The organism is Bradyrhizobium viridifuturi, assembly GCF_001238275.1.
GTDB lineage: Bacteria > Pseudomonadota > Alphaproteobacteria > Rhizobiales > Xanthobacteraceae > Bradyrhizobium > Bradyrhizobium viridifuturi.
The window spans coordinates 1-24,863 of the sequence record NZ_LGTB01000063.1 but is presented as its reverse complement, the minus strand read 5'-3'; the positions used below and the strand labels follow the sequence as shown (position 1 = coordinate 24,863).

Sequence of the window (24,863 nt, the reverse complement as noted above, 5' to 3'; positions counted from 1 at the left end):
CGCTCGGCATGCTGGGCGTGGTGCTGCTGAGCGCGCTCGGCGTCTGGCAGATCGAACGCAGGGCCTGGAAGCTGGCGCTGATCGAGCGGGTCGAGCAGCGCATGCATGCCGCACCGGTCGCACCGCCGCCGCAAGCGTCATGGCCTGATGTCACGGCCGCGAGCGACGAATATCGCCGCGTCACGGTCGGCGGCACCTTCCTGAACGCCGACGAGACGCTGGTGCAGGCCGTGACGAACGAAGGCCCCGGCTTCTGGGTGCTGACGCCGCTGCGGATGGCTGACGGAACCACCGTGCTGGTCAATCGCGGCTTCGTTCCGCCCGACCAGCGCGATCCCGCGGAGCGCAGCGACGGCAACCCGCAGGGGTCGGTCAACGTGACCGGGCTGTTGCGGATGTCGGAGCCGAAGGGCGGCTTCCTGCGCAGCAACGATCCCGCAGCGGGCCGCTGGTATTCGCGCGACGTTGCCGCGATCGCCGCCACGCACGGATTGTCGCAGGTCGCTCCCTATTTCATCGACGCCGATGCGACGCCGAACCAGGGCGGCTACCCCCTCGGCGGGCTCACGATCGTGCGGTTTCCGAACAACCACCTGATTTACGCGCTGACATGGTTCGCGCTGGCCTTTATGCTGACCGGTACGCTCCTGCGCATCGTCAGCAGGAGCCGCGCCGGCGCTTCCGATCCAGGGTGGAGTTCAAGGCGCGCCGCCGTGCGCCGCCTGATCGGCGCAGCCCGCAATCTGTCTCGCGACACAGGCCCAGATGCTCGAGCGCACATCGGATCTGCATGAGGAGAATGCCGCGACCGGCACGGCCATGATGCCGCCCGCCGTGAGCGCGGCCGGCGGCATGCCGTACGATCTCGCAGCGCCCGCCGACATCGCGACCAACCGCAAGAACATGGCCCTGCTGGTCCAGCTGCGCTGGATCGCCGTGATCGGCCAGATCGTCACCATCGGCTTCGTGCAGTTCTGGATGGGCGTAGCCTCCCGCTGCTGCCTTTGGCGGCCGTGATCTCCGGCCTCGTGGCGCTCAATGTCGTCAGCCTGCTGTGGCTGCGCTACCGCGCCGACATCAACAACCGCGAGCTGCTGGTCGCGCTGACGCTCGACGTGGCGGCGCTGACCGCCCTGCTCTATCTCAGCGGCGGCGCCACCAATCCCTTCACATCGCTCTATCTGCTGCAGGTGACGCTGGGCGCGGTGCTGCTCGATGCGCCCTCGACCTGGTCGCTGGTGGCGCTGGTCTGCATGAACTTCGCCTGGCTGACCAGCTATTACCGACCGCTGGAGCTGCCGCAGCAGGGCTTTGCCGACGCCTTCAACCTGTACATCGCCGGCACCTTCATCGGCCTCGTGCTCGACGCCGTGCTGCTCGTGGTGTTCATGACGCGGATCAACCGCAACCTGCGCGACCGCGACCTGCGCCTTGCGGCGCTGCGCCAGCACGCCGCCGAGCAGGACCACATCGTTCGGATCGGCTTGCTGGCCTCCGGCGCCGCGCATGAGCTCGGCACGCCACTCGCCTCGCTCTCGGTCATCCTGGGCGACTGGCGCCGGATGCCCGTGCTCGCCTCCGATCCCGATCTGTCGCAGGACCTCGGCGAGATGGAGATCTCGGTGCAGCGCTGCAAGTCGATCGTCACGGGTATCCTGCTGTCGGCCGGCGAGGCCCGCGGCGAAGGCTCCTCGCCGACCACGGTGGCGGCGTTCCTGACCGCGCTGGTCGAGGAATGGCGGACCACGCGGCCGTCCGCCACGCTGTATTTCCGCAACGCGTTCGCGCCGACCTCGCGATCGTCTCCGACATCGCGCTCAAGCAGGCGATCTTCAACGTGCTCGACAATGCCGCCGAGGTCTCGCGCGACTGGATCGAGCTGATGGCCGAGCGCAATGCCGACACGCTGCGCCTGTCGGTGACCGATCGCGGCCCGGGCTTCTCGCGCGAGATGCTGGCGCATATCGGCAAGCCGTATCAGTCCACCAAGGGCAGCCCCGGCAGCGGCCTCGGCCTGTTCCTGGTCGTCAATGTGGTGCGCAAGCTCGGCGGCGTGGTGACGGCGCGCAACCGGCCGGACATCGGCGCCGCGGTCAGGCTCGAGCTGCCGCTCTCGACGCTCGCGATCGGAGACCATCTTGACGGATGAACGCCAGCTTCTGATCGTCGAGGACGATTCGGGCTTTGCCCGCACGCTGAAGCGCTCGTTCGAGCGCCGCGGCTACGGTGTTGCGGTATCCACCTCGCTCGACGAGGTCCGCGTGCTGCTCGAGCAGCAATCGCCCGGCTATGCCGTCGTCGACCTGAAGCTGGCCGGCGGCGCCTCGGGCCTTGCCTGCGTCGAAGCGTTGCATGCCCATGACCCCGAAATGCTGATCGTCGTGCTGACCGGATTTGCCAGCATCGCGACCGCCGTCGAGGCGATCAAGCTTGGCGCTTGTCACTACCTCGCCAAGCCGTCGAACACCGACGACATCGAGGCCGCGTTCCAGAAGGCCGCCGGCAACGCCGCCATCGAGGTCGGTGCACGGCCGACCTCGATCAAGACGCTGGAATGGGAGCGCATCCACCAGACCCTGATCGAGACCGACTTCAACATCTCCGAAGCCGCCCGCCGCCTCGGCATGCACCGCCGCACGCTCGCACGCAAGCTCGAGAAGCAGCGGGTGAAGTGAGGCGACAGAGACGGATGAGGGAGAACGAGGCGCGCGGATCCACGCCTGATTGAACCTGCCGTCTCTTGCTCCGTCACGTCATCGCGGCAACATCCGCCGCAGTGTCGATGTATTCCTGAAAACGGACCGCCTTTCCTGCACGGTACTTGAAGACGTGGGCCCATTCGTTGGTCACGGTCTTGCCTGTCTTCTTTGCCCGCGCCGTGAGCGTACCCAGCACCACGACGGTGTCACCCTGCTCAATCATCTCTCGCGGCGCAAACTCGCTGAATTCCAGATTCTCGCCGACCTGGACGAAGAAGTTTGCAATCTGCTGCTTTCCCCTGAAGGTGCCGGCCCAAGGCAATTTGTCCTGGGGACCTGGCGTTATCCACGTGCAATCGTCGTCGATCAGATCCCTCATGAGCGCCGGAATGTCACCACGTTGAAACGCTTCATAACCCTTCCTGGTTGCCTCAACATTGGATGTCATCGGATTACTCCTCGCTGCAAATTGATGGGTCACATGAATGTCGATCAAATAGCGGCAGGGCGGCCAACATAGCATGCCGCGCTCCGATTGCCTTGGTCGTCCGCGAACACGGGCAACCCGGGGCGATTCTGGTCAGGATCGTTTACGTAGCTTCGAGCGCCGTTGCTGTCTCACCGAGACGCTACCGGCGGGCCAGAAAGACCCCTAGCAGGAATGCAATGGCAAGTGATTGAAGTGGGGCCGCCTTGGTCGCTTCACTCAGGTGATGCAGCCACCGATCTTGTTGCGGCAAGGGTTCGAATACGCTGTGCTCAGCCATCTGACGGATCGCTTCCGACGCCTGCTCGATGCGCTGCTCAGGGCTGGTCGTGGAAGCAATGGAGTTTTCGTTAGCCATCAGATGAACGGGCCTTCTATATCAACATCAACGTTCCCTGATCCCGAACTGTTCCTCGATTCCTTCACTTCGTGATGCGCTCAGTCATGTCCGAAGAAATTCGCGAACGGACGAGGCGGGGAATCATCATCTTCGGATGCCATGATCGGCACTTCGCGGCGTTCTGCCTGCTCCAGCAGCACCGGACCTTCGCGGCGCTGGTCTCCTTGCTCGATGCGTCGCTGTTGACGCTTCGCGTGCTCAGCCGCAATGCGCTTGGCCTTGCGTTCGGCGTAGCGCTGTCGCCGCTCCTTTTCCGCAACGTCCGATTTTCTGGCCTCCACCGCGTCCGGCTGCTTCTCGACGGGGGCTTGTGCATCCCTGAGCGGCTCCGGTTGCACCTGCGGCTGTGGTGCCGGCGCTGGCTCCGGCGTGATCGGCTCCCGTTGGGCGACGGGTTGCGGCGCCGGCGCGGCTTCTGCCGTGGATGGCAGGACAACGCGTGCCGGTTCCGCAGGTGCCGGCGAGGACGCGCGCGTCCGGGCGCCGGCAGGCGCGTTGAACGCCGAATCTGCCATCAATAGCCCGCCGCCGAACCCGGCACCGAGGACGATGAAAGTCGTTGCGGCGCCTGCGAAGAAAATGCCTGTCCTTGATACCATCGTGCGCTCTCCTCCATTGTCGAGCGAACGCGCGAAAGGTACGGGCGTTCCGTTTCGAGGTAATGCGGCAATGAGCGCCGCTCGCCCCAGAGCCCGACGGTGCAGACAGCCTGGAACATCCGCCTGCCCGCCTTCGCGGTTCACGATCTATCGAAAGACTTCTGCTCGCGGGGAGCCTTGCCCCTCCCACGCTTTGAGCGCCCGGCGCGGCAGCAGCAGCGGGGTCAGGAGCATCAGCAGGCCGCTGAGCGCGATCGCGGCACGGACACCGGCGAGGCCCGCGAGCACGCCCCACAGCGCGGTGAACACCGCGATGGTCGAGCTGCTGGTGATGGTCCAGGCCGAGAGCACGCGCGCCGTGCGCTCCATCTCGATCTGGGCCAGACGATAGGCCGCGAACACCGGATTGAAGATGCCGATGCAGGTGACGAGACCGAACTGAAGCGCAAACACGACAGCGATGCCGGCTGCGCCATGCGGCATGAAGGCGAGCCCGAGCGACCAGCACGCTCGCAGCGTACCGGCTGCCAGCAACACATGGTGCTGCCCAAACCGCGCGACGAGAGAGGGCGCCAGCCGCGCGCCGATCAGGCCGCCGATGCAGGGCGCTCCGAACGCGAGCCCGTATTGCCAGGGCGCAAAGCCGAGATCACGCAGCATCAGCAGCGCGAGCAGCGGCGCCGTCGCCATGATCAGGCCGTTGACCAGCACGCTGTTGACGAACAGCAGGCGGAGCACGGGGTGCGCGAGGATGGCCCGCCATCCCTCGATCAGCTCGGCCGGGCGAAACGCCTGCGCCTGACGCTGGACGGGCGCCGGCTCGCTGCCGCCGATCCGCCGGATCGCCGCCGCCGAGAGCAGGAAGCTGACCGCATTGGCGATCACGGTCACGACAGGGCCGAGCGCGCCGATCGCCGCACCGCCGAGCGGCGGGCCGATCGCGGTCGCGGTCCAGGTCGTGGCTTCGAGCCGCCCGTTCGCGACCACCAGTTCATTTGGCTTGACCAGCGCCTTCAGGCAGGCGCCGCTCGCAGCGCGGAAGGCAATATCGGCTGCGGCCATGATGACGGCGACGATGACGAGCTGGGCGAAGCTCAGCCGTCCCAGCACGAATGCGATGGGAACGCTGATGGTCGCGGCGAAGCGGATCAGATCCATCGCGATCATCACCGGCCGCTTGCGGCGAAACTCGATCCACGGCCCGAGCGGCAGCGCCACCGCGGCCCCGGCCAAGAGGCCGACCGCCGCCAGCACCGAGACCGCCTCCGGCGGTGCATGGAGCACCAGGATCGCGAGCAGCGGGAGGGCGTCGAAGGCGAACCCGGTGCCGAACGTCGAGACTGCGAATGCGGTCCACAGCCAGTCGTAACCGCGCCCCAGCGACCGTCCTGCAAGCATGCCGCGCCCCTCGCCGGTTCCGCGATATCGCCGCCAGCGCACAGCAGCAGGTCATGAGTCGCAGCGATCAGCCAAGCGGCGATTGCGGTAGGGCGGCATGCGCTACGAGACGAGTGTTCGCTCTGCGCACTCGGATCGCCTCTCCCCGGTGTGGGAGCGAGGAGAACAACGCGAGATGCTCAGCCAACTCAAAAACAAAAAGCCCGGTCTTGCGACCGGGCTTTTGATTTCAATCCGTCGAACCCTTTCAGGCGGCTTCGTCCTCGACGGCGGTGTCGTCGCCATCGTTGTCGAGATCCTCACCGTCGGCATCGCCCTCGGCGTCGCCTTCAGCGGACTCGGCCTTGGCGCCGCGGCGCGGGCTCTTGGCGAGCTGGCCTTCGATCTCCTTGATCGCCTCGGTCTCGGTCGAGTGCTGGACCACAGCGATCTCGCGCGACAGACGGTCGAGCGCCGCTTCGTACAGCTGGCGTTCGGAGTAGGACTGCTCGGGCTGCGATTCCGAACGATAGAGGTCGCGGACCACCTCGGCGATCGCGACGATGTCGCCCGAGTTGATCTTCGCTTCGTATTCCTGGGCACGGCGCGACCACATGGTGCGCTTGACGCGGGCGCGGCCCTTCAGCGTCTCCAGCGCCTTCTTGACCAGCGCCGGCTCCGACAGCTTGCGCATGCCGACATTGGCGACCTTCGCCGTCGGGACGCGCAGCGTCATCTTGTCCTTCATGAAATTGATCACGAACAGCTCGAGCTTGGCGCCCGCGATCTCCTGCTCCTCGATCGCCAGGATCTGGCCGACGCCGTGAGCGGGATAGACGACGAATTCGTTGGCCTTGAAGCCCTGGCGCTGGGTCACGACCTTCTTCTCTTCCGGACGCGACGGGGCGGCCGGCTTGGCGGCAACCTTCGGAGCAGCGGCGGGGACGGCAGCCTTGGGGGCGGCCGGCTTCGGCGCAGCAGCAGCAGTCTTCGGGGCGACCTTCGCAGAGGGCTTCGCAGCTGCCGCTTTCGCGGCAGTCTTGGCAGTCTTTTCTGGCATCACGCTTCTTTTGTTCTTTGAGGACTTTGCAGCCGCCGCCTTCTTGGCCCCCTTCACGGACGCCTTGGCACGGCCCTTGGTTGCGCTGCGAGCAACGACAGCGGCTTTTTTCGTCGTCTTTGAAGCACTCTTTTTACGCGTTTTCTGTGACACAGCCTGCGCGCGGAAACTGCCACGCCCCTGTTCGATGTTTGCGGGAACCTCGAAGCCACAAGGTACGCATGGCAGGGGGTTCTTGGCCTGTAATGTGCTGAATATAGCACATTTTCCGCAAAAATCAATGGTTTACGCCCGATTCCGGGCATAACGCGGGCCGCTCAGGTCATATGTCCGTCATTAGGGTTAAATCGACGGCCCGAACGGACGGCCGCGACGGGCCGAAGCCCGCCCCTATCGGGGTAATCCCGAAGAGCGCAGGCGAATCAGTCGCCACTGCCCGGATTCGGAGAAAAATATTTCTCGAACTTGCCTTCCTTGCCCTCCCACTCCTTGGCGTCTTCGGGCGAGTCCTTCTTCTGCGTGATGTTCGGCCAGCTCTTGGCGTAGTCGCGGTTGACCTCGAGCCACTTTTCCAGGCCCGGCTCGGTGTCCGGCTTGATGGCGTCCGCCGGGCATTCCGGCTCGCACACGCCGCAATCGATGCATTCGTCCGGATGGATGACCAGCATGTTCTCGCCCTCGTAGAAGCAATCGACGGGGCAGACCTCGACGCAGTCGGTATATTTGCACTTGATGCAGGCTTCAGTGACGACGTAGGTCATCCAAAACTCCGAAACGATCCATTTTTTCTGGGGTTGCGTAGCGCAGGAATACCGGAGCCGCAAGGGAAGCCGGCCCCGAAAAACACCTGCATCCTGGCGACCCTGCCAGCCGGTTTTGTTGGGAGCATGATCCTATCGCCAGTCCGGCCCCACACATCCGGATCATGCTCCGGTCGAAATAGCAGACGTGAGATAACTACTCCTTACCGGCTTGCAAATTGCCGGCCTGCAAATCCTCGTACAGCTCGCGCGCCGAACCGGCATCGCCACGCCGCTCGGCAAAGCCGATCACCTTGAGCACGCGGACGCTGTTGTCGAGCGCGACGGTGACGACATCGCCCACCTTCACCGCATGGCCCGGCGATTTCTCGCGCGTGCCGTTGAGGCGGACATGACCTGACGCGACGAGCTCAGCCGCGCTGGTGCGGGCCTTCACCACCCGCGCGTGCCACAGCCATTTGTCGAGCCGCTGTCGATCCAAGCTTCAGACCAGGGGTTGCACTATTCCTTGCGGCCGGCGAGCTGCTCCTTCAGGGCAGCGAGCTTGGCGAATGGCGAGTTCGGATCGATCGGCCGGTCGCGCTCACGCGGCGCGCTCGAGGCATAGGGCCGGTGCGACGGACCGCTCTCGCGCTTGTCGCGGCCGCCCTTGTCGCGGCCGCCGCGGTCACGATCACCACGCTCGCCCTTGCGATCGCCGCCGCCGAACTTGTTGTCGCGACGACGCTCATTGTTGTCGCGATCGCGGCCCTTGCCCTCGAAGCGCTCGCGGCGCTGACCGCGGTCCTCACGATTGTCGCGCGCCGGTGCGCCGTCGGCAGGGGCGGCTGCGGCCGTCGTCGCGTCGGCCGGCGCGCCGGGACGCGGCGTGCGGAAATCCTGATGGCGGCGCGGACGGCGATGATGCTCGCGCTTCTCGCCCTCGCCGCTGCCTTCCGCGGCCTGCGCGCCCTCGGCGGGCTTGACCTGATGGCGGCCGCGGTTGCGATCGTGGCCGCGATGATGCGGACGGCGCTCGTCGGAGCGGCCGCCGGGACGCCAGACTTCGACCAGCTGCGGCTCGGCCGGCGTCTCCGCAGCCGCGGAAGCGGCCTCGGCGGTGGCGGCTTCGGCGGATGCAGCATCGGCGCTCGCGGTCTCCGCCGGCGCTTCGGCGGCAGCCTCGGACGTCGCCTCCGCAGCGGCTTCCGCGGCAGGCGCAGGCTCGGCTACGGCTTCGGCAGCGGGCGCCTCAGGAGCGGGTTCTGCGGCGGCAGCGGCAGGCTCCGCGGCAACCTCCGCCACGGGCTCGGGCTTGGTCTCGATCACAACCGGCGTTGCTTCGCTGGACGCCACCTCGGCAAAGCCGACATCGGGCAGCAGCGCGGCTGATGGCGCGGGATCGCCGGACACCGCCTGATCGACAGCAGCTTCCGGCGCGTCGGCCGTGACTTCGGCAGCCGCATCGAGCGGCGCATCGGCGGCGGCGTCGGACGTCGCCTCGACCGGCGGCGCGTCGGCGGCAACCGTCTCGGTTGTCTCAGCGGGCAAAGTCTCGGCGGGCACGGTCTCGACCGGCGCGGCCTCGACGGGCTTCGGCGGCAGCGGCGGACGGCGGTCCATGCGATAGCCGAGCGCGCGTAGGATCGAGGCAAAGTCCTCACCGGCGGAGCCGGTCAGCGAGGTCATCGCCTGGGTGACGACAAAGCCGCGGCCGTCGAACGCACCGGCGGGCTTCTCGCCCGGCGAGGTCTCGCGCCAGGCCAGCGCCGGGCGGATCAGATCGGCGAGACGCTCCAGGATGTCGACACGCACTGCGCGCTCGCCGCACTGGCGATAGCCGAGCACGCGATAGCCGTCGCGCGGCAATGTCTTGTCGACCGGGAACGAGGTGCGGCCGCTGGAGGCCAGATGCTGCACGTTCGACAGCGCAGCCATGTCGACATTGCTCTGCTTCTCGGCCCACAGCAGCGAGGCCAGCGAGCGCGCCGCGGGCTTCAAGAGCTGCGGGAAATAGATGTGGTAGGCGCCGAAGCGCACGCCGTATTTGCGCAGCGCCGCGCGCGAGGGCTGATCGAGATCCTTCATCTCGGCCGCGATCTTGGTGCGCTCCAGCACGCCGAGCGCCTCGACCAGCTGGAAGGCGATGCCACGGGCGATGCCCTGCAGATCCTCGGCCTTGGACAGTTCGAACAGCGGCCCGAGCAGTTTTTCGATATGCGTCTTGAGCCAGAGGTCGAGCCTGGTCTGCACGGCCTCGCGCGAGGCGCCGGTCAGCCGCTCGTCGGAAATGATCCGCAGCCGCGGATGCAGCGCGTCGTCGGCCGCGACCAGCTTGGCGACCGCATCGCCGGTCCAGCGGATGGTGCCGTCGGAGGTCAGCACGAACTGCTCGTCGGGCGCGGCACCCAGTTTCTCGGCGCGCGCATCGATCTCGCGCGCCAGCACCTGCTGGGCGGCGGCTTGCAGCGCCTTGGCGTCGCTGCCGGCCTCGGCCGCATCAGGTGCGAAGGTGAAACCATCGAGCCGGCCGATCGCATGGCCTTCCACGATCACTTCACCGGTCTTGCCAATTTCCGTATTCAAAACTGAGTTCTCCCGCAGGCGGCGCATCAATACACTGGTCCGCCTGTCAACGAAACGCTCCGTGAGCCGTTCATGCAGCGCATCGGACAATTTATTTTCGAGCTCGCGCGTGATCCCCTGCCAATGGTCCGGGTCGTAGAGCCAGTCCGGCCGGTTGGCAACGAAGGTCCAGGTCCGGATCTGCGCGATCCGGCCCGATAGCGTGTCGATATCGCCGTCGGTCCGGTTGGCCTGGTCGACCTGGGCGGCAAACCATGCGTCAGGGATACGCCCCTTTTGCATCAGGAAGCCATACAGCGTGGTCACGAGTTCGGCATGGGCGGCCGGCGACAGTTTCCGGTAGTCCGGAACCTGGCAGGCCTCCCACAGCCGCTCCACGGCCTTGGGCCCATGCGCCCATTCGCGCACCTCGGCATCGCGCGCGACATGCTCGAGCACGCGCAGGTCCTCGGCGACCGGGGCCCGCGTCAGTGCCTCATGATTGGGCGACAGCGCCAGCGACACCTGCAACGCGCCGAGAGAGGAGAAATCGAGCTTGGCGTTGCGCCATTGCAGCATCTTGACGCTGTCGAAGGTGTGGTTCTGCAGCGCATTGACGAGCTCCGGCTCGAACGGCGCGCAGCGGCCCGTGGTGCCGAAGGTGCCGTTGCGCGTGGCGCGGCCGGCGCGGCCGGCGATCTGCGCGAATTCGGCCGGCGTCAGCCGGCGGAACTGGTAGCCGTCATACTTGCGGTCGGAGGCGAAGGCGACGTGATCGACGTCGAGATTGAGCCCCATGCCGACCGCGTCGGTGGCGACGAGATAATCGACGTCGCCGTTCTGGAACATCGCGACCTGCGCATTGCGCGTGCGCGGCGACAGCGAGCCCAGCACCACGGCCGCGCCGCCATGCTGACGGCGGATCAATTCGGCGATCGCATAGACCTCATCGGCGGAGAACGCGACAATCGCTGTTCTGCGCGGCTGCCGCGTGATCTTGCGGTCGCCGGCGAATTCGAGCTGCGACAGCCTCGGCCGCGTGATGATCGATGCGCCCGGCAGCAGCCGCTCGATCATGGGGCGCATCGTCGCAGCGCCCAGCAGCAGCGTCTCGTCGCGGCCGCGGCGATTGAGGATGCGGTCGGTGAAGACATGCCCGCGCTCGAGATCGGCGGCGATCTGGATCTCGTCGACGGCGAGAAAGGACACGTCGAGATCGCGCGGCATCGCCTCGACGGTCGAGACCCAGAAGCGCGGCGCCTTCGGCTTGATCTTCTCCTCGCCGGTCACCAGCGCTACATTGTCGACGCCGGCGCGATCGACGATCTTGTTGTAGACCTCGCGCGCGAGCAGCCGCAGCGGCAGGCCGATCAGGCCGGACGAATGCGCCAGCATGCGCTCGATGGCCAGATGCGTCTTGCCGGTGTTGGTCGGGCCCAGCACCGCAGTGACGCCCGCACCGGGCACGCGGTCATTTCCGAACGAAGTTGAGAAGACCATTTTTTGCAGGTGTTTCTTGTTGCGGCAGCTGACGGTCAACCGTCCTTGCGAGGAGCCACCGGGTCCGACCTGCGGTCGGCCCGATGATTAACTCCGCGACGAAGCAATCCAACCATCCGCGTGTGCCCGAAGCATGGATTGCTTCGCTTCGCTCGCAATGACGGAAAAACAATCGAGGGCATCATCTGGTCTGAATCTGTCTCACAATGCGACGCTTTCTCTGCCGCTTTTAAACTTCGGAACGAGTCTAGAACGAATCGCGGCCGAATCGCTGACTCCATTCCAGGCTCGAAACGTTCACCGCAACATCTCGGGTAGGTTGATGGCGGCGGCACTAGATCAAGTTTGAGAGGGCTCCACAAGCCAGGGATATGCGGACTGAATTCCTTAAGTTCCAGGGGGCACCGAGTCGAATCAGAACCGGGCAAGAGTCAACTGGATTCCATGACGTTTGTTGCATTCCTTGCGCCCAAGAAGCCGCCGCACCCGTCTTCCCCGCGCAAAGGCTCCGCCTTTGTCGCTGGAGGTGCGAGCGGAGCGAGCCTCGAAGAATGCACGACGCCCGCCGGCAGCCGTCGCCCCTTCGAGACGCGCTACGCGCTCCTCAGGGTAACGGTCAGGCAGTGGCGTAATCTTACTGCGTCTTCGCCACGCGCGGCGGCGCGGCTGTGGTGACGAAGGACGTTGCTTCCAGCATGGCCTGGCCGAGCGGGGTCGGGATCGTCATGCGGAACGGCACCAGCAGGCGGGTGCCTGCGATCGGCACGAAGGCGATCTCGATGTTGCGCTGGGCGGCGAGGTATTTGATCACGGGTCGGTCCGGGATATAGCCCGAGATCGGCACGAAATAGAGCGCGCAGACCAGCGCCGGGCCGTGATAGCCGCGCTCGGCCTTGACGATCTCGACCCGCTTGAAATCGAGCTTGAGGTCGTAGCGCATGCGGCCGTCGAACACGCCGGCGCCGGTGCGGCAGACGTCCGGGCTCATCAATTCGGCATTGCCGGGCGCGCGCAGGAACGAGCCGGTCATCGGATCGAACGCGTTCTTCTTCTGCGCCTCGGTCACCGGCAGGCGGTCGGCATCGACAGGCGGCTCCGGCTCGATCGCGGATTCCTTGATGCCGCCATTGGCAAGCACCATCCGGATCGTCTCCGACTTCTTCGAGGTGGTGGTGGTCGCGGTGTAGGACGAGGCGACGAGCGAGCCGTTGACGACGCGGCCCTGCGAGGCACCCGAGCCGGTGCCGCCGGAAAACGCCTTCAACAGGCCCGCGGTGCCGCCCTGGGCGGCGGCCGAGAAGCTGTCGTCGCCGATCTCGATGGTCCAGCTGCCCTTGCCGACCGGGATACCGGCCAAGGTCGCCTCGTACTGGGCGTCGAGCCGCCCCTGCGCGCTGGCGCGCTCGGCACAGAACAACAGCAAGGCGCCCGCGCACAGGCCGAGGAGCCGGCCGAGCGGGGGCAAAATGGCAATGGCGGTGGTCACTTAACCTACCTGACGGTCCTGCTATCGGCGCTCTGTTCGCTGTCCATCGGGACGTTCAATTCGGCCGAACAACGTGCGCATCTCTTATGGAACCAAGACTTGCAGCCGAATACGCCCTTTATATGGTTGCCGTTTCAGCCGTTAAGTGGCTGGAACGGCTTATGAACAAAGCGTTTTCAAGCGAAGTGGCCTTTTCCGGTTCGCGTGAAGAAAACGCGTCGAAAAACAACGGCGTAGGAACCCCGGAAACCAGGCGTCGGAGGCAGAAAACCTTGACGCTCCGGTATTCTCCCCCTATACACCCGCGGTTCCTGGAAAATGGACGCGAATTCAAAACCCCCGCGCGGGCCGTGTGATTGCACGCCTGGCAGAGAGGCGGGGATGCAATAAGGATTTTGTAAGATGTCCCGGCGCTGCGAACTGACGGCCAAGGGCCCCCAGACGGGCCACAAGGTGAGCCACTCGAACATCAAGACCAAGCGGCGCTTCCTGCCGAACCTGGCCAACGTGACCTTCATCTCGGATGCGCTCGGCCGCAACGTGCGCCTGCGCGTCTCGACCAACGCGCTGAAGAGCGTCGACCACAATGGCGGCCTCGACGCCTACCTGCTCAAGGCCAAGGCCGACGTGCTCTCGCCCCGCGCCCTCGAACTGAAGCGCGCGATCGAGAAGAAGGTCGGCAAGCCGGCGCCGGTGAAGAAGGCGAGCTGAGTTAGACGTCGGCTCAAAACCGTGGAGAGAGTTTTAGACGGCCGGATCAGATGATCCGGCCGTTTTTGTTTGTGCTACCGTTGTCAATGGCTTCAGCAGAACTATGTCGAGGCAACCTTTTCTGAGTCACCATTCAGTACTCGTCGGAAACGCTAGTGCGTACGACGCCCTTGGGGACCATTGATGAATCTCCGTACCGAACCGAGCACTCTTGACCACAGTCTCTCCCTCAACAGTCAGCCCTGCCTTGTCATGTTTTCTGGCGGGCGAGACTCAACGATCGCAGCAGCACGCCTTAGCAGAGCCGGCTCTCCAATAACTCTCGTCACGATTTCTTCCGGACACCTTATCGGAATAGAACGTGTCCGGGAGAGACTCCGAGAGATGAGGTCCGTCATCCACCCCTCGACCCGATGGATACACGTGAGGCAGCCCCTCGAGCTCAAAACTGACACGTCGTTCTATGAGCTGACTTGCCTACCTTGTCACCATTCTTATGTGGTTGCATCTTCGGTTCTCGCCGTTCGCCTACGTATAAACGAACTGGCGTTTGGCTACGCGAAGTACCAAAGCGCGTGGCCCGAGCAATCACCGCTGGCGATATCACGGCTGACCAACCTCCTTTCGGAGTACGGCATCAAACTGAGATTACCCGCCTATGACATCACCTCGAAGGTCGAGGCTGATGATTTATTGAGAGAGTTTGGACTCACGAGCGCCTCGCTTGAGCAGAAGTGCCTGCAGCAAGTGAGGAACGTTACCCTATCCGAAGACGCGCTGATCCAGCAGGTCGGGCTCTGGGAAAGAGCAATCAGAGAGTCGGTTTCAAAGCTAGATGAAATTGAAATCCAAGTTATTCACGATACGACAGTAGAGCAGGTCTAACTATGACCGCACTAACCCCCGATACACGCGCGCTAATCGCCTTCTGTATCCCATCTTGCCGTTGCGGGCTGTGACATAGACAATGCGTGTCTTGGCGGCGTCAATTCAACCTCGGACAGACAGCCGATCAAGGACTACTGGGCGGGAAGCATCGAGAGCACGTTAGGGAAGACCCTATTTGGCTTCCTTCGAGACTACGACCTCGCGTGCAATGAGATCGCAAAGAGCCTGAAGGTGGGTGGAACGGCTGTCTTTGTTGTAGGCCGCCGGTCGACCGGTGGCTTCAGATTGAAGCTCGACAGATTCACGATTAGTTGCTTCAAACGGCGTGGATTTCGTCTGGTTAGCGTTGAAACACGAGAGCTGCGAAACAAGAGAGTTCCAAGAACTATCAACCGATACGCCAGAAGCGAGGGGAAACGGTCCAAGCCTTCGGCGCGGATCGTCACGATGAATAGCGAGATCATCGTCGTGCTCAGAAAGTCGAGGGATTGCCCCCGATCAACCAACGTCTTTTCGTAACCCAGCGAACCGAGCGCGTCTAAACTGAGGCCAGCCACGACCAGAACACTCGCACTGGCGGTTCAAGCTTCTGATTTATCTAGCAATTTCAACGCGATACCACGCCCGAGCGTATCGCGATCATCCCGAACGTTGAGGCGCGATGCGTTGGACGCTGTGGGCGCGCGAGATAAGCGCGCTCGTCGCGGACCGCGAGGTCGTGCAGGCCCGGCGCCATAGTGTTCTCTCGGAGAGACCAGGCTTGCTTGTCATCGCTGCCGCGAAGATGCTTTCTCGCGGGGACACCTACGCGGGGAACGCAGGGAAACCCGGCCGTACCTGTGGTCCTGCCTCCGAACTATTTGTTGCTCGGGGACCCATGGGTGCGTGCCGGTACCCAGCATTCCCTGCGTCCTCTGCTGACAAGCGGGGGGTCACGCTGCCGCAAGGCTCGGGCCTATCGCGCCACGAGAGAGTGCGCACACACCCTCTCCTGCCGTTTGACAGTGAACCGATCCGACCACCGCGCGCGCGACGGCGTGAGTGGATTCTTCTATGCGCGAAGACACGAGAAGCAAAACAACCCATAGACACGCACACCGAGAGATGGATTGCTTCGTCGCTGCGCTCCTCGCAATGACAAAGCTGTCAATGCCAACTGCTGACAATGACAGCGGTGTCATCGCTCGTCACGACGCGAATCTATGCCGACGCGCTGTTCGTGCGTGAAGAAAGGCTTAACGCACGCCCCTCGGCCAATAAAGAAACCCTTTAAATAAAGGCAAACGCGGCCTCTCGCGTGCCCATTAATCACAAACTCATTCGCTTCATCACGAGCGCATGAGGCGCATGCAAAACGCCACGATCTCTTCCAGATATTAGTGTGCAAACAAGCCGTCCGACACGATTGCGATTCGATGCAGCCAAGCTGCGCGGCTCGAAATCCGTGAGGGACATCACGGCCGGTACAACTGATTGTGAGGCATGCGCGCCGCACTCTTGGGAAGAAGCCTGGCCGTTCTTATGTCACGTCCAAAGAACGACCCCGATAAAGGAATTGATCAATGCAAGTTCGCGCAGCCGATACGCGCGGAAGACTGATGCCTGCGATCGCGACCGCCGCCGTGGCGGTGCTGGCGACCGCGGCCCTCGTCATCCTCGAATTCAACCCGCCCCGCAATGTGCTGAAGGGCGAGACCGGCATGATCACCTCCGCCGCCGCCAACCGCGCCGGCGCCACCGTGCTGCCGACCGATCCGGTGACGACCGGCAGCGTGCGCTACCGCTGATCTTTCCACCATCGTCTCCCGGCGAAAGCCGGGACCCACTACCCCGGCTATTTGTGTGATGCGACGCTGGGGCAACATTCCGTGTAACGGCAAACATTAGTGGTTATGGGTCCCGGCTCCCGTGCGCAATTGCGCACTAGGCCGGGACGACGGCAATAGCCGCATTTTCGCATTCCTGCCCCGGCGTCTCGCCACAAGCCTGCCTCCCCCGACCTGCGTAAGCTTTCCCTCGCGAACAACAAAAAACGCACAGGGAGGCTCACGATGATCTGGAAGGCCATCACGGCAACGCTCGCGCTTGCGCTCGCGACACAGGTGCACGCCGCCGAGAAGAAATACGGCACGGGCGCCAGCGACACCGAGATCAAGCTCGGACAGACCTCGCCATTCTCCGGCGCGGCGTCGGCCTACAGCGTGATCGCGAAGACCCAGGCCGCCTACTTCAAAATGATCAACGACCAGGGCGGCGTGAACGGGCGCAAGATCAACCTGATCACGCTCGACGACGGCTACTCGCCGCCGAAGACGGTGGAGCAGACCCGCAAGCTGGTCGAGCAGGAGGAGGTCGCCGCGATCCTCAATCCGCTGGGCACGCCGACCGGGCTTGCCGTGCGCAAATATCTCAACGACAAGAAAGTGCCGCAGCTGTTCGTCGGCGCCGGCGCCACGCTGTGGGGCGACTATCAGCATTATCCGTGGTCGATCGGCTTCCAGCCGTCGTACCAGGCCGAGACCGCGGTCTATGCCAAATATGTGCTGACCAACAAGCCGGACGCGAGGATCGCGCTGTTCTACCAGAACGACGACGCCGGCAAGGATTACGGCAACGGCTTCAAGAAGGGGCTGGGGCCGGACAACACCGCCAAGATGGTGGTGGCGGAGACGACCTATGAATCGACCGACCCGACGGTCGACAGCCAGATCGTGAAGCTGAAGGCCTCCGGCGCCAACGTGCTGTTCATGCACGCGATCCCGAAGCAGGCGGCGCAGGCGATCAAGAAGATCGGCGAGATCGGCTGGAAGCCCGACATGTTCTTCCTCGCCGCGACCTCGACCTCGGTGTCCTCGGTGCTGAAGCCGGCCGGCTTCGAATACTCCAAGGACATCATCTCGTCCTACTCGCTGAAGGATCCGAACGATCCGCAGTGGAAGGCGGACCCGGACGTCATCGCCTGGCAGGACTTCATGAAGAAGTATTTCCCCGACGGCAATCTGCAGGACCAGTTGATCGTCTACGGCTATGTGGTGGCGGAGGCGACGGTGCAGGTGCTCAAGCAATGCGGCGACGACCTCACCCATGAGAACATCATGAAGCAGGCCGCCAATCTCGACATCGCGCTGCCGATGTTCCTGCCCGGCATCAAGGTGAAGACCTCGTCGACCGACTATTTCCCGGTCGAGGCGATGCGGCTGCAGAAGTTCAACGGCGAGACCTGGCAGCTGTTCGGCGACACCATTGGGAATGATTGAGCGGTGTTGAGGGACAACTGAAGGCGAAGCTATAGAACGCGAAACCATCCACATCGTCGTCCCGGCGCAGGCCGGGACCCATAACCACAGGACGTGGGGATGGATTGAACTGGGGCCACAGCGTCGCGCGACAACTGCACCCTGTGGTTATGGGTCCCGGCTCGCGCGGAGCCTGTCATCGGGCGGCGCTGCGCGCCGACCCGTTGGCTTGGCCGGGACGACGGGAGAAGTGATTTCGGAATATTGGAAGAATGCCGGTGAGTTGCCCGACGCGTCAAGCCGCCTGGTCGAGCGCCGGCCACCGCCCTCGGCTCCTTTGCATGGGGTTGATTTTCGATATTTCGGCGACGCACCTCCCGCGTGCGTGCCTGCAGGGGCGGGTAAGGGGAGTTACACCCCCTTCTCCAACAACACCCGGAAATCGGCCCGCGCGCGCTGCGCCTCGGCGCGCGCGGCATCCGAGGCATCGCCGAGGCCGAAATAGCCGTGAATGAGTCCCTCGCCCGTGTGATAGGTCACCGGCACGCCGGCCTCCTGCAACGCCCTCGCATAAGCATGGCCCTCATCGCGCAGCGGGTCGAACCAGGCCGTGGTGACGACCGCCGGGGCGGCACCTTTGAGGCTCGTCGCACGCAGCGGCGAGACGCGCCAGTCGGTGCCTTGCGCGGAGTTCGCGAGATAATGCCCGCAGAACCACTCCATCACCGCCCGCGACAGGAAGTAGCCCTCGGCATTCTCGGCGCGCGACGGGAATTTCGCGTTCTCCGCGGGATCGGCGAAATTGCCGACCACGTCGGTGACGGGATAGACCAGCAGCTGCCCGGCGAGCGCGATGCCGGCGTCGCGACAGGCGAGCGCTGAGGTCGCGGCAAGATTGCCGCCCGCGGAATCGCCGGCGACACCGACGCGGGAGAGATCACCGCCGAATTCGCTGATGCGCGCCACGACGTCGCGGACCGCGGCGAACGCATCCTCGAACGCGCCGGGAAAGCGCGTCTCCGGCGGGCGGCGGTAATCGACCGAGATCACCACTGCACCGGTCTCGATCACGAGGTTGCGGGCCTGGCGATCATGGGTCTCGAGATCGCCGGCGACCCAGCCGCCGCCATGGAAGAAGATCACGGTCGGCGCCGTGCCGCCGCCGTTGCGATAGAGCCGCGCGGCGAGCTTGCCGCCGGCGCCCTCGACCTCGATGTCGCTGGCAACATCGACCGGCGGCGGCGGCACCGCCTTGCGCGCCTCGGCCAGCGCGCGCAACGAATCGCGCGCGCTCTGCGGCGTCATGGTGGCGGGATCGCGCAGCGGCAGCAGCGGGATGATGTTGGCAATGATGGCATCGAGCCGGAGCGGCATGGGAGTCCTTCAGTGCTTGCAGTTCAAGTGCTTGGAAAGCGTGCCGGCCTCGATCGCGGCGATCTGCAGCGCGATGAAGCGGCTGTAGATACGGGCCTGCGAGAACGCACCGCCGGTGAACCAGAGGCCGGGCTGCGGTGTGCGTGTCCACATGTTGCGCAGCTCCTGCGTCGCGTCGTCAAAGCCCCAGACGCGGCCGACGCGCGCGGCGACGTCGTCACCGAACAGCTTGCCGACGAGATGGTCGGGACCCTTGTAGCCGGTCGCGAGCACGAACAGCTCGGCGGCGAGCGACGTGCCGTCGTTCAGCGCGAGGCCATCGGCGGTGAAGCCGGTGATGTCGGCGGCCTGGATCAGGCGGATCTTGCCGTCGGCGATCAGTTCGGAGCAGCCAACGTTGAAGTAGTAGCCGCCGCCGCGGGAGCGGAATTTCAGCGGCCAGCCGGTGCCGTCCTCGCCGAATTCGAGCCGGAAGCCGGCGCGCTCCAGCCGCGACAGCAGGGGCGCATCGAGCCGCTTCACCTCGTCGGTGATGATCTTGTGCGCGACCTTCATGACCGGCAGCGGCACGCCGGAATTGAGGATGTCGCGCACCTCGATCGGCGGGCCGTCGCGAGATAGGTCTTGTCGTAGAGCTGTGCCGGCTCGACATTGACCACCATGGTCGGGCTGCGCTGGACCATGGTGACGTCGGCGCCGGCAGCGTGCAGTTCCTGGCAGATGTCATGCGCGCTGGTGCCGGTGCCGAATACGACCACCGAGCGGCCTGCCCATTCGCGCCCCGCGGCGAACTGGCTGGAATGCAGCACCTTGCCCTTGAAGTGCTCGATGCCGGGAATGGTCGGGATATTCGGCGTGCCGCTGACGCTGGTCGCGAGCACGATGTGCTTCGGATGCAGCCTGCGCAGGCCATCGCTCCGTTGCAGCGTCACCGTCCAGCGTTGCGTGGCATCGTCATAGCGCGCGCGGTCGAACGAGGTCTCGGTCCAGAAGTCGAGCTCCATGATGTCGACGTAGCTTTCCAGCCAATTCGCGATCTTGTCCTTCGGGATGTAGTCCGGAAAGGTCGGCGGGAACGGCAGGTAGCGGAACAGGTTGACCGGCGTCTTGTTGTGCAGCTTGAGCCCGCGGTAGCGCAGCCGCCAATTGTCGCCGATGCGACGCTCGCGATCGACGATCAGCGCGTCGAGCCCGATCCGCTTGCACTCGACCGCGGCCGCGATGCCGGCATGGCCTCCGCCGACGATCAGCACGTCGGGCTCGCGGTCGGCATAAGCGCGCGAGGCATGGCGCTGCTCCAGCCAGTCGGGTGCGGCGAAATCGCGCGCATGCGATTGTTCGGCGGCGCGCCCGGCGCGGGCATCGCAGATGCGGTTGAAGTCGAGCATGGTGGAGAAGGTCCACGCCGCGGAATTTCCATCGGCGTCCGGAAGCAGGCGGATCGCGCCGGTGCCCGGCCCATTCGACGTATCGAAGGCAAATACGGCCTCGATCACCTCGCGTCCGGCCACCACGGTCCGCCGAGGTATCAAGGCATGGTTGTCGAGACGAAATCCCCACGCGCTGACGGCGACAGCGCGTTCTAGCAGCTCGGCAACGACGCTCTGCTGCCCGCTGAACGTCGCAAAATACCAGGAAATGCCGAAGATATTGCGCCAGTGGCTCTCGGGCGCGAACAATGCGGTGAGAGCATTAGCGGAGCGGCTGGCGAGCGCCGCATCGAGCGCGCCGATCCATTGCTCGGCAGCGAATTCAGGCGTGTCCTCGGTCGCCGGGTTCAGTTTGTCCAGCATGATCGTGCTTTCTCGGGAGCAGTTGCCGTCTATCTGACAACATGCTCCCGGAAAGCACAACCATCATGCCAGCACTCATGCAACGTGTTGCTGACGCGGCTCCGGTTCGGCCTCGGCCGCATCGGTATTCTCATCCACCTGCGGCGCGGGCGCAGGCGCCGCAGCGGCGAGTTCCTTGGCCAATGCGGTGGCACCGACATAGTCGGTCTTGCCGGTGCCGAGCAGCGGCACCTTGTCGACGACGCGGATGTCGGCGGGCACCGCGAGCTCCGAGGCGCCGACGCTCTTGGCCTGGCGCTGCATCGCGGATCGGTCGGCATCCTTCTGCGTGGTGAGCAGCACGATGCGTTCGCCCTTGCGCTGATCGGGCAGCGTCACCGCAACCGACATCGCCTGCGGCCACAGCGCCGATGCCATCGCCTCCACTGCGGAGAGCGAGACCATTTCGCCCGCGATCTTGGCGAAGCGCTTGGCGCGGCCCTTGATCGCGATGAAGCCCTGCGCATCGACCGTGACGATGTCGCCGGTGTCGTGCCAACCATCGGGCAGCGGCTCCAGTACGCCGGGATTCTCGGCACGGAGATAGCCGATCATCACGTTCGGCCCCTTCACCGAGAGGCGGCCGCCCTCCTCGATGCCGGGGACCGGATCGAGGCGGTACTGCATCAGCGGCGAGATCCGGCCGACGGTGCCCTGGCGGTTGGCCATCGGCGTGTTCATCGCCAGCACCGGCGCGGTCTCGGTGACGCCGTAGCCTTCGAGGATGCGGATGCCGTAGCGCTCCATGTAGACCTGCCGGGTGCGCTCCTTCACCGCTTCCGCGCCGGCGATGACGAGCCGCAGCGTACGGAAATCATAGGCATGTGCCGAGCGGGCGTAACCGGTGAGGAAGGTGTCAGTGCCGAACAGGATGGTGGCGCCGGTCTGGTAGATCAGCTCGGGCACGATCCGGTAATGCAGCGGCGACGGATACATGAAGATCGGAATGCCGCCGAGGAGCGGCATCATCATGCCGCCGGTCAGACCGAACGAGTGGAACACCGGCAGGACGTTGAACACCTTGTCATTGGCATTGGCGTCGACCCGCGCCAGCGCCTGCGCCGCGTTGGCGAGGATGTTGCGGTGGGACAGCACGACGCCCTTCGGGGTGCCCTCCGAGCCCGAGGTGAACAGGACAACCGCGGGATCGTTGGCGTTGCGGACGACGCGCGGCGCGATGCCGGCGCGGAAGCCTGCGATCTTGTCAGTGAGGCTGATGCCGCCACGCACATCTTCGAGATAGATCACGCGGGCCTGGCCGGCCATCGCCGCGATCAGCTTGTCGAGCTTGCCCTTCTCGATGAAGGCCTGCGAGGTCAGCACGGTCTTGACCTGCGCCGCCTTCATCGCGGCCAGCACATTGACCGGACCGGCCGAGAAGTTGAGCATCGCCGGCACGCGGCCGATGGTCTGCAGCGCCATGAACACGACGGCGACGCCGGCCGAGTTCGGCAGCAGCACGCCGACATTCTCGCCCACCGAAGTCCCCTGCTCGAGCTTGCGGCTCAAAACCTGCGCGCCGAGGATCAGCTTGCGATAGGTCAGCTTGGTGCCGAGCGCGTCCTCGATGATCGGCTTGCCGGTGTCGCGGTCGCGATAGGCATGGCCGAGGCCCTCGAACAACGTCTGGTCGAGCATTGCGTTCTGGACCATGGCATCGATCATGACGTCCTGCAGCGCGGCACCGGCGGCGTTGCGACGCGCCTTGCCCCTCAGCGCCTGGTCGACCGGCAGCTTCACCGGCGGCAGGATCGAGATCGTCACCTTGGGGAACCAGGAGCGCTTGATCTCGCCGTTCTTGAGATAGCTGAGATGCGAGCGCTGCGCGCCCTCGATGCGGACCGGAACGACCACCGCATCGGCCTTGTCGGCGATCATCGCAGTGCCGTCATAGACCTTCATCAGCGAGCCGGAGACCGTGATGCGGCCTTCCGGGAAGATCACGACCGGCTCGCCGGCGGCGACCAGCTTGATCAGATCGCGCGCAGCCAGCGGCTTCGACGGGTCCATCGTGTAGTGCCTGATCATCTTCAGGAACGGCTTGGCCCACCACGCCTTGGCGATGCCGGTGTCGACGGCGAAGCTAGCGTCGATCGGCAGCATGGCATGCAGCAACGGACCGTCGACCAGGCTGACGTGATTGGGCGCGATCAGCATCCGGGTGCCGGCGGGCGGCAGGTTTTCCATGCCGCGCACCTCGAGGCGGAACAGCGCGCGGAACAGCAGCGCACCGAAATCGCGCACGCCCTCCTTGCCCCACTTGGTCAGCACGAACCAGACGGTGCCGAAGCTCGCGATCGCAAGGCCGAAGAAGATCCAGGCGATCGGCAGACCGGTAGCCTGCAGCGCGCCGACGAACACCGCGCCGGCGACCATGAAGCCGGCCTGCAGGATGTTGCCGGCGGCGATGATGCGGGCGCGCTCGGACGGCGCGGTCCAGGCCTGCACGGCGGCAAATGACGGTACCACGAACAGGCCGCCGCCGAAGGCGAACAGGAAGAAGTCGGCCAGCATCCGGAAGCCGCCTAACGAGGCCGCGAATGCAGCTGCGGTCACATCCTTGCCGAGCGAAGTGGTGCCGATCGCCCAAGCGAGGTCGAGGCCGATCACGCCCATCACGATGGCGCCGATCGGCACCAGCGCGAGGTTCGGCCGGACATGGCTGAGCTGCGCAGCGAACAGCGAGCCGGCGGCGATGCCGATCGCGAACACGGCGAGGCACAGCGTGACCACGCCCTCGGTGCCGCCGACGCCTTCCTTGATCAGCGCGGGCAACAGCGACAGCACGATCGCGCCGACCATCCAGAACCAGGACACGATCACCATACCGTCCCACAGTCGCGGCTCGGCATAGAGCGACTTCAAGAGGCGCACCGTCGAGGTCCAGGGATTCCTGGTGATCAGCAGATCGGGCGCGGAGGGCTGCGTCACCGGAATGCGCGATGCAAATCCCCACGACAGCACCGACAGGCCGACCACGGCGGCGCAGATCCAGCCCATGTGGCTGGCGCCGGCGACGAACAGCCCGCCCGCGATGGTGCCGATCAGGATCGCCATGAAGGTCGCGCCCTCGACCAGCGCGTTGCCGGTCGCGAGTTCGGACACTGACAGCTGGTCGGGCAGCACGGCATATTTCACCGGGCCGAACAGCGCGGCCACGATGCCGAACAGCGCCAGCGCGATGAACAGCAGCGGAATCGAATGGGTGAAGAAGCCGGCGGCAGCAAAAGCCGCGGCGAAGATCTCGAAGAACTTCAGCCGGCGGGCGACGATCGATTTGACGTAGCGGTCGGCGAGCTCACCGCCGAGTGCCGACAGCACGAAGAACGGGAGGATGAACACCGCGCCCGCGAGCTGGACCAATGCCGGCCCCTGCTCGTTGGCGACGCCATACAGCAGCATGATGACCAACGCGTTCTTCAGCACGTTGTCGTTCAATGCCGAGCAGAACTGCGACCAGAACAGCGGCGCGAAGCGGCGGGACGTCATCAATTCCTTGATCATGACCGGTTCCTTGGGTTAGCGCGCACGGCGCTGGCAGGTCTGCGAATGCGTGGGGCAGAGAATGGTGGGCGTGGTGACAATGACGGAGATGCCGCAGCCTTTAGTCTTTTCCGCAATGGTTCGGTTCGAACCGGCGCACATCCACACGCGCCGGGCCGTGGGGACATTGCCCGCCATAGGTGTACGAGACCTTATCCAGACCTGGGGTTGATGGATCTCGAGATCGGCGCGCGGGGACATGGTGAGTGCTTTGTTGTGGTTTCGGCGACAATTGCGGGATGAGGGCTTCAGGTCAGTTCACTCAAGCCGCCGAACGGCGACCAGCGGCAGTTGCGCGACTTGCAGCGGCCGCCACGCTGTGCCGCCGGGCGCTGGGCGCGCCGATCGGCGCGCCGCTGCTCCAGG

Annotated in this window: 19 protein-coding genes and 1 pseudogene; 7 read left to right on the top strand and 13 right to left on the bottom strand. The window is 64.9% G+C overall.

Annotation, left to right across the window (positions count from 1 at the left end):
- The first annotated feature begins 8 nt into the window (after nt 1-8).
- From ALC15_RS37890 to ALC15_RS37880, 3 genes and pseudogenes are all read left to right on the top strand, one after another.
- Nucleotides 9-794 carry an SURF1 family protein gene (locus tag ALC15_RS37890; protein WP_167350192.1) on the top strand — a complete coding sequence of 262 codons (786 nt, stop codon included), beginning with the start codon at nt 9-11 and terminating at the stop codon, nt 792-794.
- A gap of 25 nt (nt 795-819) precedes the next feature.
- Nucleotides 820-2,149, top strand: a pseudogene (locus tag ALC15_RS37885) (ATP-binding protein).
- Entirely contained in the window at nt 2,139-2,675 is a 537-nt protein-coding gene (locus ALC15_RS37880) for a response regulator transcription factor (RefSeq protein ID WP_050631682.1), read from the top strand. Before ALC15_RS37885 ends, ALC15_RS37880 begins: the two are co-directional and overlap by 11 nt.
- 73 nt (nt 2,676-2,748) lie before the next feature.
- Here the strand turns inward: ALC15_RS37880 and ALC15_RS37875 are convergent, their stop codons facing one another.
- From ALC15_RS37875 to ALC15_RS37835, 9 genes are all read right to left on the bottom strand, one after another.
- Nucleotides 2,749-3,147, bottom strand: coding sequence for a nuclear transport factor 2 family protein (locus ALC15_RS37875; RefSeq protein WP_050631681.1), 399 nt, complete (start codon nt 3,145-3,147; stop codon nt 2,749-2,751).
- 181 nt (nt 3,148-3,328) lie between these two features.
- The gene (locus ALC15_RS37870; RefSeq protein WP_050631680.1) at nt 3,329-3,544 is read right to left on the bottom strand and encodes a hypothetical protein; all 216 of its coding nucleotides are present in this window, start codon (nt 3,542-3,544) and stop codon (nt 3,329-3,331) included.
- A gap of 80 nt (nt 3,545-3,624) precedes the next feature.
- The gene (locus tag ALC15_RS37865; RefSeq protein ID WP_128089710.1) at nt 3,625-4,329 is read right to left on the bottom strand and encodes a hypothetical protein; all 705 of its coding nucleotides are present in this window, start codon (nt 4,327-4,329) and stop codon (nt 3,625-3,627) included.
- Nucleotides 4,330-4,332: 3 nt separating this feature from the next.
- Nucleotides 4,333-5,583, bottom strand: coding sequence for an MFS transporter (locus ALC15_RS37860; RefSeq protein WP_050631688.1), 1,251 nt, complete (start codon nt 5,581-5,583; stop codon nt 4,333-4,335).
- Between the two features lie 247 nt (nt 5,584-5,830).
- Nucleotides 5,831-6,622: a CarD family transcriptional regulator gene (locus ALC15_RS42635; protein ID WP_162240543.1), complete on the bottom strand. Its 792-nt coding sequence runs from the start codon at nt 6,620-6,622 to the stop codon at nt 5,831-5,833.
- A gap of 422 nt (nt 6,623-7,044) precedes the next feature.
- Entirely contained in the window at nt 7,045-7,383 is a 339-nt protein-coding gene (fdxA, locus tag ALC15_RS37850) for a ferredoxin FdxA (RefSeq protein WP_016844914.1), read from the bottom strand.
- A 196-nt stretch (nt 7,384-7,579) separates the two neighbouring features.
- Nucleotides 7,580-7,864: an RNA-binding S4 domain-containing protein gene (locus ALC15_RS37845; RefSeq protein WP_074126619.1), complete on the bottom strand. Its 285-nt coding sequence runs from the start codon at nt 7,862-7,864 to the stop codon at nt 7,580-7,582.
- A 20-nt stretch (nt 7,865-7,884) separates the two neighbouring features.
- Nucleotides 7,885-11,427, bottom strand: a complete 3,543-nt coding sequence (locus ALC15_RS37840; protein WP_050631677.1) for a helicase-related protein — start codon at nt 11,425-11,427, stop codon at nt 7,885-7,887.
- Between the two features lie 634 nt (nt 11,428-12,061).
- Entirely contained in the window at nt 12,062-12,892 is an 831-nt protein-coding gene (locus tag ALC15_RS37835) for a DUF3108 domain-containing protein (protein WP_050631676.1), read from the bottom strand.
- A 423-nt stretch (nt 12,893-13,315) separates the two neighbouring features.
- On the opposite strand from ALC15_RS37835, the gene rpmB reads away from it, so the two are divergent.
- From rpmB to ALC15_RS37815, 4 genes are all read left to right on the top strand, one after another.
- Nucleotides 13,316-13,624 (top strand): 50S ribosomal protein L28, encoded by a 309-nt coding sequence (rpmB, locus tag ALC15_RS37830; RefSeq protein WP_050423898.1) that lies wholly within the window; start codon nt 13,316-13,318, stop codon nt 13,622-13,624.
- A 423-nt stretch (nt 13,625-14,047) separates the two neighbouring features.
- On the top strand, nt 14,048-14,509 hold the full coding sequence (locus ALC15_RS37825; protein ID WP_128089709.1) for a hypothetical protein: 462 nt from the start codon (nt 14,048-14,050) through the stop codon (nt 14,507-14,509).
- A 1,565-nt stretch (nt 14,510-16,074) separates the two neighbouring features.
- Entirely contained in the window at nt 16,075-16,299 is a 225-nt protein-coding gene (locus tag ALC15_RS37820; RefSeq protein ID WP_050631674.1) for a hypothetical protein, read from the top strand.
- 264 nt (nt 16,300-16,563) lie between these two features.
- A complete protein-coding gene (locus ALC15_RS37815) occupies nt 16,564-17,769 on the top strand; it encodes an ABC transporter substrate-binding protein (protein ID WP_050631673.1) in 1,206 nt (401 codons plus the stop codon).
- A 390-nt stretch (nt 17,770-18,159) separates the two neighbouring features.
- Here ALC15_RS37815 and ALC15_RS37810 read toward each other — a convergent pair whose 3' ends face one another.
- The 4 genes from ALC15_RS37810 to ALC15_RS37800 all read right to left on the bottom strand — a co-directional run bounded on the left by ALC15_RS37810 (nt 18,160) and on the right by ALC15_RS37800 (nt 24,458).
- The gene (locus tag ALC15_RS37810; protein ID WP_050631672.1) at nt 18,160-19,122 is read right to left on the bottom strand and encodes an alpha/beta hydrolase; all 963 of its coding nucleotides are present in this window, start codon (nt 19,120-19,122) and stop codon (nt 18,160-18,162) included.
- A 9-nt stretch (nt 19,123-19,131) separates the two neighbouring features.
- Nucleotides 19,132-19,716 carry an NAD(P)/FAD-dependent oxidoreductase gene (locus ALC15_RS45285; protein WP_200914737.1) on the bottom strand — a complete coding sequence of 195 codons (585 nt, stop codon included), beginning with the start codon at nt 19,714-19,716 and terminating at the stop codon, nt 19,132-19,134.
- A complete protein-coding gene (locus ALC15_RS37805; RefSeq protein ID WP_200914736.1) occupies nt 19,674-20,915 on the bottom strand; it encodes an NAD(P)-binding domain-containing protein in 1,242 nt (413 codons plus the stop codon). The genes ALC15_RS45285 and ALC15_RS37805 overlap by 43 nt, the downstream gene beginning before the upstream one ends.
- 75 nt (nt 20,916-20,990) lie before the next feature.
- Nucleotides 20,991-24,458, bottom strand: a complete 3,468-nt coding sequence (locus ALC15_RS37800) for an acyl-[ACP]--phospholipid O-acyltransferase (protein ID WP_050631671.1) — start codon at nt 24,456-24,458, stop codon at nt 20,991-20,993.
- Nucleotides 24,459-24,863: the final 405 nt, after the last annotated feature.

What these genes read in the sequence shown, in the direction of transcription:
- ALC15_RS37890 (WP_167350192.1), top strand. Translation starts at nt 9, where the DNA reads ATGCTGGGCGTGGTGCTGCTGAGCGCGCTCGGCGTCTGGCAGATCGAA.
- ALC15_RS37875 (WP_050631681.1), bottom strand. Translation starts at nt 3,147, where the DNA reads ATGACATCCAATGTTGAGGCAACCAGGAAGGGTTATGAAGCGTTTCAA.
- ALC15_RS37870 (WP_050631680.1), bottom strand. Translation starts at nt 3,544, where the DNA reads ATGGCTAACGAAAACTCCATTGCTTCCACGACCAGCCCTGAGCAGCGC.
- ALC15_RS37860 (WP_050631688.1), bottom strand. Translation starts at nt 5,583, where the DNA reads ATGCTTGCAGGACGGTCGCTGGGGCGCGGTTACGACTGGCTGTGGACC.
- ALC15_RS42635 (WP_162240543.1), bottom strand. Translation starts at nt 6,622, where the DNA reads ATGCCAGAAAAGACTGCCAAGACTGCCGCGAAAGCGGCAGCTGCGAAG.
- fdxA (WP_016844914.1), bottom strand. Translation starts at nt 7,383, where the DNA reads ATGACCTACGTCGTCACTGAAGCCTGCATCAAGTGCAAATATACCGAC.
- ALC15_RS37840 (WP_050631677.1), bottom strand. Translation starts at nt 11,427, where the DNA reads ATGGTCTTCTCAACTTCGTTCGGAAATGACCGCGTGCCCGGTGCGGGC.
- rpmB (WP_050423898.1), top strand. Translation starts at nt 13,316, where the DNA reads ATGTCCCGGCGCTGCGAACTGACGGCCAAGGGCCCCCAGACGGGCCAC.
- ALC15_RS37820 (WP_050631674.1), top strand. Translation starts at nt 16,075, where the DNA reads ATGCAAGTTCGCGCAGCCGATACGCGCGGAAGACTGATGCCTGCGATC.
- ALC15_RS37815 (WP_050631673.1), top strand. Translation starts at nt 16,564, where the DNA reads ATGATCTGGAAGGCCATCACGGCAACGCTCGCGCTTGCGCTCGCGACA.
- ALC15_RS37810 (WP_050631672.1), bottom strand. Translation starts at nt 19,122, where the DNA reads ATGCCGCTCCGGCTCGATGCCATCATTGCCAACATCATCCCGCTGCTG.
- ALC15_RS37805 (WP_200914736.1), bottom strand. Translation starts at nt 20,915, where the DNA reads ATGCTGGACAAACTGAACCCGGCGACCGAGGACACGCCTGAATTCGCT.
- ALC15_RS37800 (WP_050631671.1), bottom strand. Translation starts at nt 24,458, where the DNA reads ATGATCAAGGAATTGATGACGTCCCGCCGCTTCGCGCCGCTGTTCTGG.